This is a genomic window from Polaromonas sp. P1_A2 (assembly GCF_056406895.1).
On record NZ_JBFTZI010000001.1, the window covers coordinates 1,175,571 to 1,193,028 of the forward strand.

Consider the following 17,458-nt stretch of genomic DNA (forward strand, 5'->3'; position numbering starts at 1 on the left):
GCTCCGCCGGTGACCATTCCGAGTTTCTGTACATGACGAACTCCTGGTTGTTACTGGTACTTACAATATGCGACTATTTGCCTACTTTGTCTTGAGGTTTAACACGGCTTTTCGCTTGATTAGTGACTAAGTGTGAATTTTTAGACGGAAACTCCGTCGCGAGCGTACGTAGAACTTGCAAAAAGGGGAGAGAAATCCATGGACAAACGCAGATTTATGGGTGTGGCGGCCGTGGGCGCTGCCGCCTTGCCTGGAATGGCGCAGGCCCAGCTGGCGCCCAAGGCGCAAAAAGGCCCGACGGTGCTGACCGTCAGCGGGCTGATAGGCGCGGGCAACCGCGGCGCGCTCGATCCGGCGCTGGACCAGATGATGGCCAAGCAGAAGATCAAATTCGACAAGGCGCAGGCCTTTGATTTCGCCACCCTGGCCGCGCTGCCGGCCGTCACCATCAAGCCCACACTCGAATACGACAACAAGCCGCACACGCTCAAAGGCCCGCTGCTGGCCGATGTGCTCAAGGCCAGCGGCGTGAAGCTCAATGACAAGACCACGGTGTTTGTGCGCGCGGTGGACGGCTATGCGGCCCAGGTGACGGCCGCTGAACTCACCAAATACCGCTTTATCGTCGCCACCCACATGGACGGCCAGCCTTTGTCGCTGGGCGGGCTGGGGCCGCTGTGGGCCGTGTATGACGCGGACCGCTTCCCCGAGATGGCGGCCAAGCCGATCTCCGCGCGTTTTGCCTGGTGCCCCTGGGCGACCTATCACATCGAGGTCAAAGAGGCCTGAGTTTCAGCGCGCGGCCTTCAGGAAGTCGGTGATCGCTTCCACGGTCTGGCCGGGCTGGTCGCGCTGGGGCGAATGCCCGCAGGCCGCCAGCCGCAGCTGCCGGGCATGCGGCGCCACCTGTGCGATTTCATCGAGCTGGCGCATCGTGCCGTACTCGTCGTCCAGGCCCTGGATCAGCAACAGCGGCGCCGTGATGCGGCTGCATTCTTCGCGGATGTCGAAGCGGCGAAAGGCATCGGACAGCCAGATGTCGTTCCATTGCCAGAAGGCCACATCGACGTCGGCGTGGTAGCGCGCCAGGCGATCGCGCAATCCCCCTGACTCAAACGCCGTACGGGCTTCGGTGATGGCCTGCACGGCAATGTCTTCGACCAGCACATGCGGCGCCATGGCGATGCAGGCCGAGACCGGATGGCGGCTGGCGTGGAGCAGGGCGATGGTGGCGCCGTCGGAGTGGCCCAGCAGCACAGGCCTGCTGATGTCCAGGGCCCGCAGCAGGGCGGGCAGCACCTCCCAGGCTTCAGCGTGCATGTAGTCGGGCAACAAGCGGCCGCTGCCCCGCACCTCGGGCACGGGCGCGGAATTGCCGTAGCCGCGCCGCGAATACACAATGCCGGCCCGGCCTGTTGCCGCGCAGACGGCCTGCGGCCAGTCCAGCCCGCGCTGCGTCCACAAGGCGACCGAGCCCAGGCCTTCGTGCAGGAAAACAATCGGGGCCAGGCCGGGCTGACCGGTGATGCGCCTCAATTCCAGGTGCACACCATTGATCTCCAGCATCTGCGTCATATCCATCGCCGCATCGTAAGGGATGGCGGCGATTCGGGGATTCCGGGTATTTGGCCCCACCGGGGCGGGCCTTTTAGGATGGGAACCTCGCCGGCGCCCGGTACACTAACCGGTTGCACCTAGAAAGACCGTTTTTGTGAATGTTCCCGCCCGTTTTGCAGCCGCCTGGCTGTGCGCCCTTGCCGCCCTGACGAGTTTCCCTGCCGCCGCCCAGACCGCGGCGCCGCCGGCGGCTTCCGGGATCACCACACCCGTCTTTGTGCTCAACTCGCTGGACGACAGCGTCAGCGTGATCAACCCGGCCACCTGGACCGAGACCCGGCGCATCGCCACCGGCAAGGAGCCGCACCATCTTTACCTCACGCCCGACGAAAAATCGGTGATCGTGGCCAATGCGCTGTCGGATTCGTTGACCTTTATCGACCCGAAAACCGCCGAAGTGCAGCGCACGGTGCGCGGCATCCTGGACCCCTACCAGCTGCGCTTTTCGCCCGACATGAAATGGTTCGTCACGGCGGCCAACCGCCTGAACCACATCGACATTTACAAATGGGACGGCAAGGACATCACGCTGGTCAAGCGCGTGCCCACCGGCAAGACGCCCAGCCATTTGTGGATAGACAGCAAAAGCACCACGATTTATTCGACCATGCAGGACAGCGACGAGCTGATCGCCATCGACCTGGCGACGCAGGCCGTCAAATGGCGCACCAAGACCGGCTCCATCCCGGCCGACGTCTACGGCACGGCCGACGACAAATTCATGCTGGTCGGTTTGACGGGCGGCGACGCCGTCGAGGTCTATGACGTGAGCGGCGCCCAGCCGCAGCGCACCAAGTCCATCAAGACCGGCGCCGGCGCCCATGCCTTTCGGGCCTTCGGCGACAAGCGCCACATATTGGTCAGCAACCGCGTGGCCAACACCATCAGCCGTATCGACCTGCAAACCCTGGAGGTGGTCGACAACTACCCCGCGCCGGGCGGCCCCGATTGCATCGAGGTGAGCCGCGACGGCAAGCAGATCCTGGTGAGCTCGCGCTGGGCGCGCAAGCTCACCGTGATCGATGTGGCGACCCGCAAGGTGGTGCGCCAGGTCAATGTTGGAAAGAGCCCGCATGGCGTCTGGACGCTTGATCACTCGCCAAGGTAGGCCGGCCCTGGCGGCTGCGCTGCTTGCCGCTGCCCTGGCGGCGGCCGGCATGCCCCCCGCCCAGGCAGCAGCCCCCTGCAAACCCGTCTACCTGACGCTGGACACCGGCCACATGGCCGTCGCGCCGATGATGGCCGAGGTGCTGAACAAACACCAGGTCAAGGTCACGTTTTTTGCCGCCAACGAGCGCACGCAGACCGGCGACGGCAGCCTGGGCGCGGAGTGGGCTCCGTGGTGGAAGGCGCGGGCCGCCGAGGGCCATGAGTTCGCCTCCCATACCTGGGACCATGTGTACTGGCGCGGCGACCTGCCGGTGGCGGGGGCTGAGCCGCCCCGCTTCAAGATGCGGCCCTCGGCGGGCCCGTCGGAAGGCAAGGACCTGAACTGGACGGCCGCGCAGTACTGCGAGGAAATCGGCAAGTCGGCCAAACGCCTGGAAGCCATCACCGGCAAAAAAACGCTGCCGCTTTTCAGGGCGCCGGGCGGCAAGACTTCGCCCGCGCTGCTGGCTGCCGCCAAGTCCTGCGGCTATGAGCATGTGGGCTGGTCGCCCGCGGGTTTTCTGGGCGACGAACTGGCCAGCGAAAAATATCCCAATGACTTTTTGCTGAAGAAGGCGCTGCGCGACGTGCGCTCCGGCGACATCCTGCTGGCGCACCTGGGCATCTGGTCGCGCAAGGACCCGTGGGCGCCCAAGGTGCTGGAGCCCTTGATCACCGGCCTGCAGTCGCGCGGCTTTTGTTTCAAGACCCTGCGCGAGCATCCCCAGTACAAGGACTGGATTGAGGCGCAGTCCGGCCCGGCCCCGGCCAAGCCTGCAAAATAAACGGCATGGACGGGTTCAGCGATCTTTTTTCGGCGGCGCAGCAGTGGCTGTTCGAGGCCGCCGTGCAGCCGGCCATGTTCGCGCTGGGCATGGGCAACCTGCTGGAAGACGGCTACGACGCCACCGCCTGGTTCATGGTGGGCGTGATCCAGGTGCTGATCCTGCTGGCCCTTGTCGGCCCGCTGCAGCGCTGGCGGCCGGTGGAGCCGGTCACCGACCGCGCCACCATACGCACCGACGTGCTGTACACGCTGATCCACCGGCTGGGCCTGTTCCGCATCGCGCTGTTCTTCACGCTGGACCCGTGGTTCGACGAAGCCTTCGGCGCATTGCGCACGGCCGGCTACGGCACCTTCCACCTCGACCAGCTCTGGCCCGGCGTGACCGACCACGCGGTGGTCAGCCTGCTGATTTACCTGGTGGTGTTCGACTTCGTTGCTTACTGGACGCACCGCGGCCAGCACCAGGTCGAGTGGTGGTGGCGCCTGCATTCGCTGCACCATGCGCAGCGGCAAATGACCATGTGGAGCGACAACCGCAACCACCTGCTCGACGACATCCTGGTCGACTCCATCGTGGTGGTGGTGGCCCAGCTCATAGGCGTGCCGCCCGGCCAGTTCATCGCCATCGTGGCCTTTACCCAGCTCAGCGAAAGCTTCCAGCACGCCAATGTGCGCATCTGGTTCGGCCGCATCGGCGAGCGCCTGTGGGTGAGCCCGCGCTTTCACCGGCTGCACCACAGTATTGGGATAGGGCATGAGACCGTGAAGGCCCAGCGCACCGTCCTGGGCGGGCATAACTTCGGCGTGCTGCTGCCGTGGTGGGACGTGCTGTTCGGCACCGCCAATTTTGAGCAGCGTTACGACCCCACGGGTGTTCGCGACCAGGTCGAGGCCAACCGCGATTACGGCAAGGGTTTCTGGTCGCAGCAGTGGATGGGCCTGAAGCGCCTTTTCGGTAAAGCCTGAGCCTGCAATCTGCCCGACGCCTGGTCGGGGTATCCTTGCTTTTATGAGCAAACTTCTTGATGCTTTCTGGCGTGCCGCGATGTACTGCCTGCATCCGCGGGTCATTGCGCTGTCGATCCTGCCGCTGGTGATCATGGGCGTACTTTCCCTGGCCTTGGCCCACTTCTTCTGGGACAGTGCGGCTGAAGCCATCCGCGTGCAACTCGGAAGTTTCGAGCTGGTGGGCACCATGACTCGCTGGCTGGAGGGCTTGGGCTTGAGCCAAATGCAGACCGTGCTGCCAAAGGTGCTGCTGCTGTTGTTGATTATTCCCGTCATCATCATTGTCTCGCTGCTGTTTGTGGCCATGCTGATGACGCCGGCCATGGTGTCGCTGGTGGCCGCGCGGCGCTTTCCGCAGCTCGAGCGCAAACTGGGCGGCTCCATGCTGGCCAGCCTGTTCTGGTCGCTGGGCTCGACACTGCTGGCGGTGGTTGCGCTGGTCGTGTCGATTCCGCTGTGGCTGATCCCGCCCTTGATCCTGGTGCTGCCGCCGCTGATCTGGGGCTGGCTGACCTACCGCGTGATGTCCTACGACGCCATGGTCGACCATGCGAGCAGCGAGGAGCGGCGGCAGATTTTCAAGGAACACCGCATGCCGCTGCTGGCCATAGGTGTGCTCAGCGGCTACCTGGGCGCCGCGCCCAGCCTGATCTGGGCTTCCGGCGCCATGTTCGTCGCCATGGCGCCCATCCTGGTGCCGGTGGCCATCTGGATCTACACCCTGGTGTTCGCCTTTTCCTCGCTCTGGTTTGCCCACTACACCTTGGCCGCGCTGGAGCAGCTTCGCAAACGAAACAATGCGCTGGCTCCCGACCCGCTGGTGCAGGCCGAGGTCGCAACAACGGCAGCTGAGCTGGCGCCTGAGGCCCTGCCCGGGCCGGCGCCTCGCTTCGGCTCGCTGGGCGGAAAGCCCGATTTACCCCTGCCTTGAACCCTTTACAACATGACCCCTCACTTCGGCCTGATCATCGTCGGCGATGAAATCCTCTCGGGCAAACGCGCCGACAAACACCTGCCCAAAACCATAGAGCTGCTGGGCGCGCGAGGCCTGCAATTGGCCTATGCCGACTATGTGGGTGACGACCCGGCGCGCATCACCGCCACGCTGGCGCGCGCTTTCGCGGCGGCCCGCGAAAGCGGCGACGTGGTGTTTTCCTGCGGCGGCATAGGCGCCACGCCCGACGACCACACCCGGCAGTGCGCGGCGAAGGCGCTGGGCGCCGAGCTGGCCCTGCATCCCACGGCCAAAACCCTGATCCTCGAACGCATGGCCGACGTGGCCAAAGAGCAGGGCACGCCCTATGAACCCGACCGCGACGACAACATCCATCGCCTGAACATGGGGGTGTTCCCGGTGGGCGCGGAGATCATTCCCAACCCCTACAACAAGATCCCCGGCTTTACCTGCCGCGCGGGGCAGGGGGCGGTCCACTTCGTGCCCGGGTTTCCGGTCATGGCCTGGCCGATGATCGAATGGGCGCTCGACACGCTGTATGCCCACCTGCACCAAAAGTCGCCTTACACCGAAAAATCGGTGATCATTTTTGGGTCCATGGAAGCCATGCTCACGCCGCTGATGCTCGCCATTGAGGCGGCGCATGCCGGCGTCAAGGTCTTCAGCCTGCCCAGCGTGGACCACCCCGAATACGGCCGCCATATCGAGCTGGGCGTCAAAGGCGCGCCCGAAGCCGTCAACCTGGCCTACCCGGCCATGCTGGCCGGGCTGCACAAATTCGACCTTAAATTCGGCCCTGAATTGGTGCGTTGAGTTTTTGCACTAAATCAGTGCATTTATGGCGATGCACTTAAATGGTGCTCGTGTTACCAGGCAGTGTTTTTTCTCTTTTCGGCTTCTGCGGGGCTGGAACCGAGGCCAGATGACGGCACAATCCGAGGCTTGGCAGGAAAGCGAACGGCCAATGGCTTTGGCACAAAAAGTGCATTCAATAGCCCGAAGACAATTTTTCAACCACCCATCCAGCACAGGAGATTTTGATGGCAAAGACCGTCGCAGACGTCATGAAAATGGTCAAGGAAAACGAAGTCAAGTTCGTTGACTTCCGTTTCACCGACACCCGGGGCAAAGAGCAGCACGTGACCGTGCCCGTGTCCCATTTTGACGAAGACAAATTCACGTCGGGCCATGCTTTCGACGGATCGTCCATCGCCGGTTGGAAGGGCATCGAGGCTTCGGACATGCAGCTCATGCCCGACCCGAACACCGCCAACATCGACCCCTTCTTCGAAGAAACCACGCTGTTCCTGCAGTGCGTCGTGGTCGAGCCCAGCGACGGCAAGGCCTATGACCGCGACCCGCGCTCCATCGCGCAGCGCGCCGAAGCCTACCTCAAGGCCTCCGGCCTGGGCGACACCGCCTACTTCGGTCCCGAACCCGAATTCTTCATCTTCGACGGCGTGCGCTGGAGCAACGAGCCCGGCAACGTCATGTTCGCCATCGACGAGTACGAAGCACCCTGGAACAGCGGCAAGCAGCTCGAAGGCGGCAACCGCGGCCACCGTCCCACCGTCAAGGGCGGCTACTTCCCCGTGCCCCCGGTCGACAGCACGCAGGACATGCGCGCCGAGATGGCCCTGATCCTCGAATCGCTGGGCATCCCTGTCGAGGTGTTCCACCACGAAGTGGCGGGCGCCGGCCAGAACGAAATCGGCACCAAGTTCAGCACGCTGGTCCAGCGCGCCGACTGGACGCAGGTCCTGAAGTACGTGGTCTGGAACGTGGCCAACGCCTACGGCAAGACCGCCACCTTCATGCCCAAGCCTTACGCCGGCGACAACGGCTCGGGCATGCACGTGCACCAGTCGATCTGGAAAGACGGCAAGAACCTGTTCGCCGGCGACGGCTACGCGGGCCTCTCCGACTTCGCGCTGCACTACATCGGCGGCATCATCAAGCACGCCCGCGCCCTGAACGCCATCACCAACCCCGGCACCAACAGCTACAAGCGCCTGGTGCCCGGCTTCGAAGCCCCGGTGAAGCTGGCTTACAGCTCGCGCAACCGCTCGGCCTCGATCCGCATTCCGTTCGTGGCGAACCCCAAGGGCCGCCGCATCGAGGCGCGTTTCCCCGATCCATCGGCCAACCCTTACCTGGCCTTCTCGGCCCTGATGATGGCCGGCCTGGACGGCGTGGAAAACAAGATCCATCCGGGCGAAGCCGCCACCAAGGACCTGTACCACCTGCCGCCGGAAGAGGACGCAAAAGTCCCAACCGTCTGCCACAGCCTGGACCAGGCGCTGGACTACCTGGACAAGGACCGCGGTTTCCTGACCAAGGGCGGTGTGTTCACCGACTCCATGCTCGACGCCTACATCGAGCTGAAGATGGGCGAAGTCACGCGTTTCCGCATGGCACCGCACCCGGTCGAGTACGACATGTACTACTCGCTGTAAGCAGCCAAGCCGCCTACTGTTTTTATTTACAGTCTGTGGCCAAAAAAGGACGGCATATGCCGTCCTTTTTTATTGCCCCCGGCACTTGTGGGTGTGCTGGCTTTGTGTTTTCCCCCCTTTGCCGCATACTGATAGACCGTCCTTGCCCTACCGGCATTGGGAGTTCTCCATGAAAAACACCTTTTTGCTTTCTGCCTTGTCCCTGCTGCTGGCCGGCGCGGGGAACCTCGCATGGGCGCAGCAGGTTTACCGCTGCGCCGGTGTCGGGGGCTCCACACCTGAATACATCAACAACGCCAAAGAGGCGCAGACGCGCAGCTGCAAGCTGGTCTCGGGCGGCAATGTCACGGTCGTGGCAAGCACGCCGGTGAGCACCACGCCCAAGCCCGCGGTCCGCGTGGCGGCTGCGGGCGGACCTCGCACCGATGGCAGTCCCGAGCAGCGTGCCCGCGACAGCGATTCGCGGGCCATCCTGGAAGCCGAGCTCAAGAAAGCCGAAGCCAAACTGGCCGAGCAGCAAAAAGAGTACAACAACGGCGAGCCCGAGAAGCAGGGCATTGAGGGCCGCAACTACCAGCGCTACCTGGACCGCGTGGCCGAACTCAAGGACAGCATCGCCCGTAACCAGAGCGACATTGCCGGCCTCAAGCGCGAGATATCCCGGCTCCCTTCGACCGCCGCTCCCGCCCTTAATTAAGCGCGCAAGGCCGGCTTCTGGGTGAAAATGGATGGCTTGAACAAGCCATCCATCCGCACCCCATCCTCCTCGGCCCCGGTTTCGGGGCTGCCCCGTTTCCAGGCCTTCGACCTGCTGGCCACGCTGGTGGCCGTCGTACGCACCGACGGCACCGTGGTGTTCGCCAATGCCGCGCTCGAAGACGCGCTGGGCACCTCCCGGCGAACCATCGAGGGCTCGCAGCTGCCCGACTGTTTCACCGAGCCGCTGATCCTGCAAAACGCGCTTGAAGGCGCCGGCAGCAACGAATTCGCCGCCCTGCGCTACGACGCCTGGCTAAGGCGCCTGAACCATGAACCGCTGCCGGTCCACGTGGTGGTGGCGCAGACCGACACCCCGGGCGAGGCCATCGTGGAGCTGCTGCCGCTGGAGCAGCAGGCCAAGCAGGAGCGGGAAGAGCGCCTGATCGACCAGGCGCAGGCCAACAAGGAGCTGATACGCAACCTGGCCCATGAAATCAAGAACCCGCTGGGCGGGATTCGCGGCGCGGCCCAGCTGCTGCAGATGGAGATCGGCAAGGACCTGACCGAATACACCCAGGTCATCATCCATGAGGCGGACCGGCTGCAGACCCTGGTCGACCGCCTGCTGGCGCCGCACCGCCGCCCGCACCTGGTGGGCGACGTGAATATCCACGAGGTGTGTGAGCGCGTGCGCTCGCTGATCCTGGCGGAGTTTCCCAAAGGCCTGAAGGTCACGCGGGATTACGACATCTCCATCCCCGACTTCCGCGGCGACCGCGAGCAGCTGATCCAGGCGGTGCTGAACATCGCCCACAACGCCGCGCAGGCGCTCGCCGAACTCATCGCGGCGGGCAAGGCGCAGATCACTTTCAGGACCAGAATCGCCAGGCAGGTAACTTTTGGCAAGCAGCGCTATCGCTTGGCACTGGAATTGCATGTTATCGACAATGGACCGGGCGTGCCGGACTCCATCAAAGACCGCATCTTCTATCCCCTGGTCTCGGGGCGCGAGGGCGGTTCGGGGCTGGGGCTGACATTGGCGCAAACCTTTGTGCAGCAACACCACGGTTTGATCGAGTGCGACAGTGTGCCGGGCCGTACGGATTTCAAGCTGCTCATACCGCTTCCTTGAAATCCGTCCGCCGCATGATTGATACATAACGCGATCGGCGCGGAGGCTCCCCAGAAGGGCCACGCGCTGAAAGCACGACAAAAGGGACTGCATACATGAAACCGATCTGGATCGTTGATGATGACCAGTCCATCCGGTTTGTTCTGGAAAAGGCCCTGCTTCGCGAGGACCTTCCCACGCGCAGTTTCACCAGCCCCCGCGAAGTGCTTGCCGCGCTGGAAAACGCAACCGAAGAAGACGGCCCGCAAATCCTGGTGAGCGACATCCGCATGCCGGGCGGCTCGGGCCTGGACTTGCTGGAAAAGGTCAAGGAAAAGCTGCCCGGCCTGCCGGTCATCATCATGACGGCGTTCTCCGACCTGGACAGCGCGGTCTCCGCCTTCCAGGGCGGGGCCTTTGAATACCTGCCCAAGCCGTTTGACCTGCCCAAGGCGGTCGAGCTGATTCGCCGCGCGGTGGAAGAAAGCCAGCGCGAGGAGGTGGCCGAGGAACGCATGGCCTCCGCGCCCGAAATGCTGGGCCAGGCGCCGGCCATGCAGGACGTGTTCCGCGCCATCGGGCGCCTGAGCCAGAGCATGGTGACGGTGATGATCACCGGCGAGTCGGGCTCGGGCAAAGAGCTGGTGGCGCGCGCGCTGCACAAACATTCGCCGCGCGCCAGCGGGCCTTTTGTCGCGATCAACACCGCGGCGATCCCCAAGGATCTGCTCGAGAGCGAACTTTTCGGCCATGAGCGCGGCGCCTTCACCGGCGCGCAGACCATGCGGCGCGGCCGCTTCGAGCAGGCCGAGGGCGGCACGCTGTTCCTCGATGAAATCGGCGACATGCCTTTTGACCTGCAGACGCGCCTGCTGCGCGTGCTCAGCGACGGCCATTTCTACCGCGTCGGCGGGCACAACGCCGTCAAGGCCAATGTGCGCGTCATCGCCGCCACCCACCAGGACCTGGAGCAGCGCGTCAAGGAAGGCGGTTTCCGCGAGGACTTGTTCCACCGCCTCAACGTGATCCGTTTGCGCCTGCCCGCGCTGCGCGAGCGGCGCGAAGACGTCTTCATGCTGACGCGCCACTTCCTGCAGCAAAGCGCCAAGCAGCTGGGCGTCGAGCCCAAGCGGATTTCCGACACCGCCCTGCAGCTGCTGAGCAATTTTGGTTTTCCCGGCAACGTGCGCCAGCTTGAGAACATCTGCCACTGGCTGACCGTCATGGCGCCGGCCCAGGTGATAGAGCCCAAGGACCTGCCGCCCGAAGTGCTGGGCATGATTCCCGAGCCGGGAAAATCCCCCGCCCCGGCTGAAAAATTGGATCCTGTCCGCACCGAATGGGCGGCAAGCAGCGACAAGGCTTTGCCGGGGCCCGCGCCCGAAGCGGTTTTACCGGCTGTGGCCGGCGTGGGGCAGAACTGGGAAAGCGGCCTCGAGGCTGAAGCCCTGGCCCTGCTGGCCACCGGGCGCAGCGACGTGTGGGACGTGCTCACGCGCCGCTTCGAATCCAAGCTGATCCAGACCGCGCTGGCCAATACCCGCGGGCGCCGCATCGAGGCCGCCCAGAAACTGGGCATAGGCCGCAATACCATCACGCGGAAGATTCAGGAGCTCCACCTGGAGTGAATGTGGCCCCCACGGTCGCTCACTGCGTGTAGCTCCCTGCCCCCCGAGGGGGCCGCCCGCCTGTGGCCCGGCAAAGCCGGTTCCACGGCTCATGCTGGCTTGAAGATTCAGGGCGTATGCAGAGGGGGTATTTCACCAGTGGGTGCCGCGGAGCGCCGCCCCCTGGAAGGGGGGAACAGGCTACACGAAGTGAGCCTGAAAGGGGGTTACTTCAGCTCTACGGTCACCGGCGCATGGTCGCTCGGCTTTTCCCATTTGCGCGGCACGCGGTCTATGCTGCAGCCTTTCACTTGAGGCTTGAGCGCCTCGCTGACCAGGATGTGGTCTATGCGCAGGCCCCGGTTCTTCTGGTAGCCCAGCATGCGGTAGTCCCACCATGAATAGCTTTTGGGCGCCTGCTCGAACATGCGAAAGCTGTCGGTCAGGCCCAGCGCCAGCAGCTGGCGGAAGTGCTCGCGCTCTTCCCTGGTGTGGTGGATGGTGTCCCTGAGTCCTTCCGGGTCGTAGGAGTCCTGGTCTTCCGGCGCGATGTTGAAGTCGCCCAGCAGCACCAATTGCGGGTGGGCCGCCATCTCGGCGCGCACATAGGCTTGCAGGCCGTCCAGCCAGCGCATCTTGTAGGCGAACTTTTCGCTGCCGGGCTCCTGGCCGTTGACGAAGTAGCCGTTCAGCACGCGGATGGGCCCCGCCGGGCCGTCCACCGTGGCGGCGATGACCCGCGAATGTTCGTCTTCAAAACCGACGATGTTTTTCACCACCTCGCGCAGCGGCGTGCGCGACAGGATGGCCACGCCGTTATAGGTCTTCTGACCGAAGGCGGCAGCTTCGTAACCCGCGGCCTTGAGCGCCTCCAGCGGGAACTTGTCGTCCGTCATCTTGAGTTCCTGCAGGCACAGTACGTCGACGGGATTGGCGGCCAGCCAGTCCAGCACGTGCTGCAGGCGAGCGGTGAGTGAGTTGACGTTCCAGGTTGAGATCTTCATGGTTTCATGCTCCAGCCCCGGAAAAGTGGGGAATGTCCGCGGTCAGATATGCAGTACGGCCAGCACACCCACCACCAGGCCCACGCCGGCCACGGCGAACATGCCGTATTCCAGCCATTTTTTGCGTGTCAGCAGCGCGATGGCCGCCAGGGCAATCGCCACCTGCAGCACCGTGGTGGCCTGGGCCCAGCGGTGGTGCTGGTGGATCTGCTCGTCCGAGGACTTGTCCCAGACGGCGGATTCGGCTTCGAGCTTCTCGGCGATCACCTTGATCTCGTTTTTTTCCTTTTCGTAGCGGTCCACCTTGCCCTGGTAGCCGGCTTTTTTGTCTTCGGGCGCCAGGTCGCGGGCCAGCTCGGCCAGCGACTGCTTGGTGCTCTTGGCCTGGAAGTAATTCCACTGGTTGGAGGCCTCGGTCTTCTTGATGGCCGCGTTGTTTTTGTAGAGGCCCGCATTGGCCTGCGTGGCGCCGCCCATGTAGGCAAAGATGGCGCCTATGGTCGCGATGATGGCGGTGATCACCGCGATCTGCGCGATCATGCCGCCGCCGTTTTCATGGCCGCCGTGGCCGCCCTGGGCCGCGTGCTCAAGCTCATGGTCGTGGGGTCCGTGCACGTGAAATCCGCCTCCTGACATATCAATTCCCTCTCGTGTTGTTGTGGGTTGTGGGTGGTTTATTTTTCGTAGGTGATAAAGCTGAACTTCATCCCCGTGGCCGATACATGGTCCTCGCGCGCCGTCTGGCGCCATTCGGGGCCCAGCGTCGGCGCGAAGGCGTCGCCCTCGATATTCTCCGCAATCTCCGTGACTTCGATGCGGTGTGCCAGCGGCATCGCCTGCGCGTAAATTTGCGCGCCGCCCAGGATCCACACCTCTTCGGAAGCCGCGCACAGCGCCAGCGCATCGGGCAGGCTTGCCGCGGTCTCGGCGCCGGCGTCCTTCCAGCCGGCCTGGCGCGTGATGACGATGTTGGCCCGGCCCGGCAGGGGGCGGAATTTGGGCGGCAGCGAATCCCAGGTCTTGCGGCCCATGATGACCGGCCAGCCGGTGGTCAGGCGCTTGAGGCGCGCCATGTCTTCCGGCAGGCGCCAGGGGATGGTGTTGTCGCGGCCTATCACGCCGTTGGCGGCGCGGGCGAAGATCATGTGGATGCGTGTCATGCCTGGATCCCGAGCTAAACAGCCACCGGCGCTTTGATCGCCTCGTGGTGCTGATAGTCCAGGAACTCGAAGTCTTCAAACTGGTAGTCGAAGATCGATTCGGGCTTGCGCTTGATCTGCAGCGTCGGGTAGGGGAAGGGCTGGCGGCTCAGCTGCAGCGCGACCTGCTCATGGTGGTTGCTGTAGATGTGGCAGTCGCCGCCGGTCCAGATGAAGTCGCCCACGCCCAGGTCGCACTGCTGCGCCACCATGTGGGTCAGCAGGGCGTAGCTGGCGATGTTGAAGGGCACGCCCAGGAAGATGTCGGCGCTGCGCTGGTAGAGCTGGCAGCTCAGCTTGCCGGGCTGGCCCTGCACCTCGGAGGGCGCCACGTAGAACTGGAAAAACGCGTGGCAGGGCATCAGCGCCATCTTGGACAGGTCGGCCACATTCCAGGCGCTCACGATGATGCGGCGCGAATCGGGGTTGGTCTTGAGCGTCTTGATGACTTCGCTGATCTGGTCGATGTGGCCGCCGTCGGGTGTGGGCCAGCTGCGCCACTGCACGCCGTAGACCGGGCCCAGGTCGCCGTCAGGCCGCGCCCATTCGTCCCAGATGGTGACGCCGCGTTCCTTGAGCCAGTTGTTGTCGCTGGAGCCCTGCAAAAACCACAGCAGCTCGTGGACGATGGATTTCAGGTGCACCTTCTTGGTGGTCACCAGCGGAAAGCCCTCGTTCAGGTCAAAGCGCATCTGGTGGCCGAACACGCTTTTGGTGCCGGTGCCGGTGCGGTCGGCCTTGAAGACGCCGTGCGTGTCCACATGGCGCATGAAATCTTCGTATTGGGAGCGTATGGGGCGGGAGACGATCATGGGGAGTCCGGTGAGGCGTTACGGCGATTTTATTCGCTGCGCTCAGGGTCGGCCGCGCAGAGGCCAGTCCACTAGCAGTTCGCCCTTCAAGGCTTCATGGAAAGCGATCGCCAAGTTTATCAGCGTGCCGGTGTCGCCGCGGTCTAAAATGCCGGCGGTTTCTGTCGCGCGTCGCCGCAGATCGACCATCAGCAAGTTCTCTGCGGCGCGCGCTTGTTCCACTTGCCCTGCCTCACGCAGCCAATACGCGCATGCGCCGTACGGTTGGGGATCAAGCGGAAATGTCACCGGCCGCGGAGCGCGCATAGCTCGCGATGCTTCGTCGAACAATGCGGTGCTTCCGGCGTCACTTAAAGCGGTAGCGGCACTGCCTGCATCGCACAAGGCGCGTGCGCGCCAGGCAGAAGCTTCCAGGGACCTCGCCAGCGTCGTCAATTGCGCCAGCGCATCGGGGGCCCAAGGTGCGGCACGATGGGACCGCACCAGATGTGCAGCGTGCCCCAGCAGGGCGCGCCGCTCGGCACTTGTGGCTGCCGTCAGGAAGTATTGCTCCAGCAGCAGAAAGTCGGCAGCGGCAAGCTGTGTCACAGCCGACTTTTCTGCGGCGATATCGCCGATAGCGCGATCCAGTTCCGCCAGCGCCGCGAAACGAGCCGGGGATGGTCGCAGCGTTTTGATCTTCTGCAGCGCTTCTGTCGCGTTGCCCGCCCGAGCGTCGTGAAGCGCGATCTCCAGTTCAATCGCATCTATGTCGTTCGCCGATTGTGCTGGCCATGAGACCGCGAACGGCGCGCTGAGGATGGATAACGTTGCCTGAGCTTCCTCGGGGCTGCCGCACTGCGCGTAGCTCACCGCCAACTCGCCCAGCAGGTGATAGTGGGCGTTGCGTTCTATCGGAGCCAACTTGCCGGCGAGAGCTTGTACGAGTGTGGATCGTCCCAGTCCGAAAACGAAAAGTGCGTCCGTACACGCGTTGCGATTGGCATGCACACGGCCCAAGGCCATCAATGCCTCGGCTCTCGAGGTGCTTCGATCCAGACCGGTTGCCGTTCTCAACGCATCACGACTCGCTGTGGCAATGGCCTCGGTGCGGCCGCGCGCGACGGCGATTTCGAGTAGGGCCGTGGCCAGAGCAGCTGCAGGAGCTCCGTCGATGCCGCGTATGGCATCCAGGCTTGCCTGTGCTTGTTCCGGCTTTCCTTGGCGCGCTAGCCCGCCAGCGTAGGCAATTTTCGCCGATGTGGACAGTCCTGCAACGCTTCCGTCCTCAAGCAACTGAAGCTGACGGGCTTCGATCACCTTCAGCACTACCTCCTGCCGGGCTTTGCCCGGGAAGCCCCAGCACATGTCACCGCGGCAGACGGGCTCGGCGTCCGCGAGGCGCAGGGCCTCGCGCACGAGGGTGATCGCTCCCGCCGTGTCGTCACACTGCGCAAGACGGACACCGGCATCCGCCGCCGTGGAGAAGGTCAAAACCGTGGCGTCGCCCTCTCGCAACCGTTGTGCGCTTTCACGAGCCGCCGCGCACGCTGCAGCAGCAGGCTTTGCGTTGGGGCCAGCGCCAATGCGCACTATGGCGTCGTCGTAACTCCGTTTGCGTGCTGCAAACTCAAATTCCATTTCATCAGGCTGCTGCGTGAGGGGCGTGGTAGCCGTTGCGGGTGCGACCTGGGCGTGTCGACGCTGCTCGCCCGCCAAGGCGCGCGCTGGCGCAGAGGCGCCAGCACGCGCATACGCCAGGGCGACCGGCAGCAGTAGCGCCTCGGCGTGGCGCGCGTTACGTGCAAGCAATTGCAGACGGATGCGGTTGGCGTGTTCCACAAAGCCGTTTTCTGCCAGAACCTGGGCGGCCGATACCGTGCCGCGCAACAGATTCTCGCTTCGATACCCGGCTGGCGTTCCCCCGGCCTGCCATACGGCTTGCTCCGCAGATTGGAGCGCATCGGCTTCGCGACCCGACTGGCGTGCCGCGGCAGCGTTCAAGGCGGCCCACGGCGCCAGGTAGGGGTTGGGTTCCGAATAGTTTCCGGCAGTCGAACGCAGGTCTGCGAGGGCTTCCGATGCCCAATGGGGTTGCTTCATCGCGAGCGATGCGACCGCTAGTCCCACCAAGAAGGTGCCGCGATTCGAGTCTGCTTCGCGCGCCCGTTCCATCGCGAAGTCGAGCAAGCATTCGGCACTGGGCGATTCCAGGCAGCGCAGGTACGTCGTGCGCCGACTTGCGACGCGATCGGGGCCAGGACTAGACGGCACTGACGGAAAGGCGAAGCGAGAGTCGGTGGAGGCAAGCGACATCGCCTGAGAGATCCAGGGACATTGCAACACTTCACGCGTGTACGCGGGTACTGGTTCAGGCGCGGGTACTCCGTTCGCCTTGCGCACATAGAGTTCCCAGAATGGCTGGTATTCGAACGGTACGTTGACGAGTTCCGCAGTCGTTTGGGGGCGATTGGGATCCCGGACAGTGCCCTGCGGCCCCGGCGCAGTCCACGTACGAACGGCAGTGGCGGGATCAAGCAATCTCCAATGCTGGCCGAAGATGGTGTTGCCCCCGAACTCCACGCGTTGCCTGCCGGTCGTGGCCACGGTGAAGACCTCACGGAACTGTACAAACTGCTGCCACTGCTCCGTCTGCCGGTCTCGCGTCACGCGGTGACCTCCAGAGGGTTGAGTTTCGTGGCGGTAGTCGCTGTTCGTGTGGTCGGCTACGCCTGCCAGCTTTCCCGTGGCGTCGTAGTAGCTGTGGAAGCCCACGGCGAAACCGAAGCAGTGGTACTCGGTGAACAGCTTCTGGCCACGCGGCCCGAAAGCCTGCACCTCGCCGTGCTTGCGCAGGCTCCCTATGTTGTAGTGTTTTCCATAGGTCACCTCCGCGTGCAGTTTCCCTGTCTTCCGGTGGCGGGACTGCACGCGAATCTCGTCCTTTGACACCGCTACGCCTTCGTAGCGGAAGCTGGCCGATTCACACGAGAACGACGGTTCGCGGCTCTGCAGCAGGTGAGCCGCCAGCGCGCGGTGCACGGGCAGCGTGTCGGCAGCAAGGTGTTTCACGTC

Annotated in this window: 16 protein-coding genes; 10 read left to right on the forward strand and 6 right to left on the reverse strand. The window is 64.0% G+C overall.

Features of this window, described 5'->3' with window-relative positions; genetic code table 11:
* Positions 1 to 198: 198 nt before the first annotated feature.
* Complete coding sequence (locus AC1D09_RS05585) at positions 199 to 789, forward strand: putative pterin-binding protein (RefSeq protein ID WP_477660801.1); 591 nt, start codon at positions 199 to 201, stop codon at positions 787 to 789.
* Positions 790 to 792: 3 nt separating this feature from the next.
* On the opposite strand, the gene AC1D09_RS05590 is transcribed toward AC1D09_RS05585, so the two are convergent.
* Positions 793 to 1,581 (reverse strand): alpha/beta fold hydrolase, encoded by a 789-nt coding sequence (locus tag AC1D09_RS05590; RefSeq protein WP_477660802.1) that lies wholly within the window; start codon positions 1,579 to 1,581, stop codon positions 793 to 795.
* Positions 1,582 to 1,711: 130 nt separating this feature from the next.
* Between AC1D09_RS05590 and AC1D09_RS05595 the strand changes: the two genes are divergently transcribed.
* The 9 genes from AC1D09_RS05595 to ntrC all read left to right on the forward strand — a co-directional run bounded on the left by AC1D09_RS05595 (position 1,712) and on the right by ntrC (position 11,410).
* Entirely contained in the window at positions 1,712 to 2,725 is a 1,014-nt protein-coding gene (locus AC1D09_RS05595; RefSeq protein WP_477660803.1) for a YVTN family beta-propeller repeat protein, read from the forward strand.
* A gap of 49 nt (positions 2,726 to 2,774) precedes the next feature.
* Complete coding sequence (locus AC1D09_RS05600; RefSeq protein ID WP_477660804.1) at positions 2,775 to 3,551, forward strand: polysaccharide deacetylase family protein; 777 nt, start codon at positions 2,775 to 2,777, stop codon at positions 3,549 to 3,551.
* Between the two features lie 5 nt (positions 3,552 to 3,556).
* Entirely contained in the window at positions 3,557 to 4,519 is a 963-nt protein-coding gene (locus AC1D09_RS05605; RefSeq protein ID WP_477660805.1) for a sterol desaturase family protein, read from the forward strand.
* A 43-nt stretch (positions 4,520 to 4,562) separates the two neighbouring features.
* A complete protein-coding gene (locus AC1D09_RS05610; protein ID WP_477660806.1) occupies positions 4,563 to 5,492 on the forward strand; it encodes an EI24 domain-containing protein in 930 nt (309 codons plus the stop codon).
* Between the two features lie 12 nt (positions 5,493 to 5,504).
* On the forward strand, positions 5,505 to 6,329 hold the full coding sequence (locus AC1D09_RS05615) for a competence/damage-inducible protein A (RefSeq protein ID WP_477700970.1): 825 nt from the start codon (positions 5,505 to 5,507) through the stop codon (positions 6,327 to 6,329).
* Positions 6,330 to 6,556: 227 nt separating this feature from the next.
* A complete protein-coding gene (gene glnA, locus AC1D09_RS05620; protein ID WP_007869429.1) occupies positions 6,557 to 7,972 on the forward strand; it encodes a type I glutamate--ammonia ligase in 1,416 nt (471 codons plus the stop codon).
* Between the two features lie 169 nt (positions 7,973 to 8,141).
* Complete coding sequence (locus AC1D09_RS05625; protein ID WP_477660808.1) at positions 8,142 to 8,669, forward strand: hypothetical protein; 528 nt, start codon at positions 8,142 to 8,144, stop codon at positions 8,667 to 8,669.
* A gap of 27 nt (positions 8,670 to 8,696) precedes the next feature.
* Entirely contained in the window at positions 8,697 to 9,803 is a 1,107-nt protein-coding gene (gene glnL / locus AC1D09_RS05630; RefSeq protein WP_074575549.1) for a nitrogen regulation protein NR(II), read from the forward strand.
* A gap of 95 nt (positions 9,804 to 9,898) precedes the next feature.
* Positions 9,899 to 11,410 carry a nitrogen regulation protein NR(I) gene (ntrC, locus tag AC1D09_RS05635; protein ID WP_477660809.1) on the forward strand — a complete coding sequence of 504 codons (1,512 nt, stop codon included), beginning with the start codon at positions 9,899 to 9,901 and terminating at the stop codon, positions 11,408 to 11,410.
* Between the two features lie 206 nt (positions 11,411 to 11,616).
* Here the strand turns inward: ntrC and xth are convergent, their stop codons facing one another.
* Genes xth through AC1D09_RS05660 form a run of 5 tightly spaced genes read right to left on the reverse strand, consistent with a single transcriptional unit; the run spans position 11,617 to position 17,455 of the window.
* On the reverse strand, positions 11,617 to 12,393 hold the full coding sequence (xth, locus tag AC1D09_RS05640) for an exodeoxyribonuclease III (protein ID WP_477660810.1): 777 nt from the start codon (positions 12,391 to 12,393) through the stop codon (positions 11,617 to 11,619).
* 42 nt (positions 12,394 to 12,435) lie between these two features.
* Positions 12,436 to 13,029 carry a DUF4337 domain-containing protein gene (locus AC1D09_RS05645; RefSeq protein WP_477660811.1) on the reverse strand — a complete coding sequence of 198 codons (594 nt, stop codon included), beginning with the start codon at positions 13,027 to 13,029 and terminating at the stop codon, positions 12,436 to 12,438.
* A gap of 38 nt (positions 13,030 to 13,067) precedes the next feature.
* Positions 13,068 to 13,553 carry a dihydrofolate reductase gene (locus AC1D09_RS05650; RefSeq protein ID WP_477660812.1) on the reverse strand — a complete coding sequence of 162 codons (486 nt, stop codon included), beginning with the start codon at positions 13,551 to 13,553 and terminating at the stop codon, positions 13,068 to 13,070.
* A 14-nt stretch (positions 13,554 to 13,567) separates the two neighbouring features.
* Positions 13,568 to 14,404, reverse strand: a complete 837-nt coding sequence (locus AC1D09_RS05655; protein ID WP_477660813.1) for a thymidylate synthase — start codon at positions 14,402 to 14,404, stop codon at positions 13,568 to 13,570.
* Between the two features lie 42 nt (positions 14,405 to 14,446).
* On the reverse strand, positions 14,447 to 17,455 hold the full coding sequence (locus tag AC1D09_RS05660) for a hypothetical protein (protein WP_477660814.1): 3,009 nt from the start codon (positions 17,453 to 17,455) through the stop codon (positions 14,447 to 14,449).
* Positions 17,456 to 17,458: the final 3 nt, after the last annotated feature.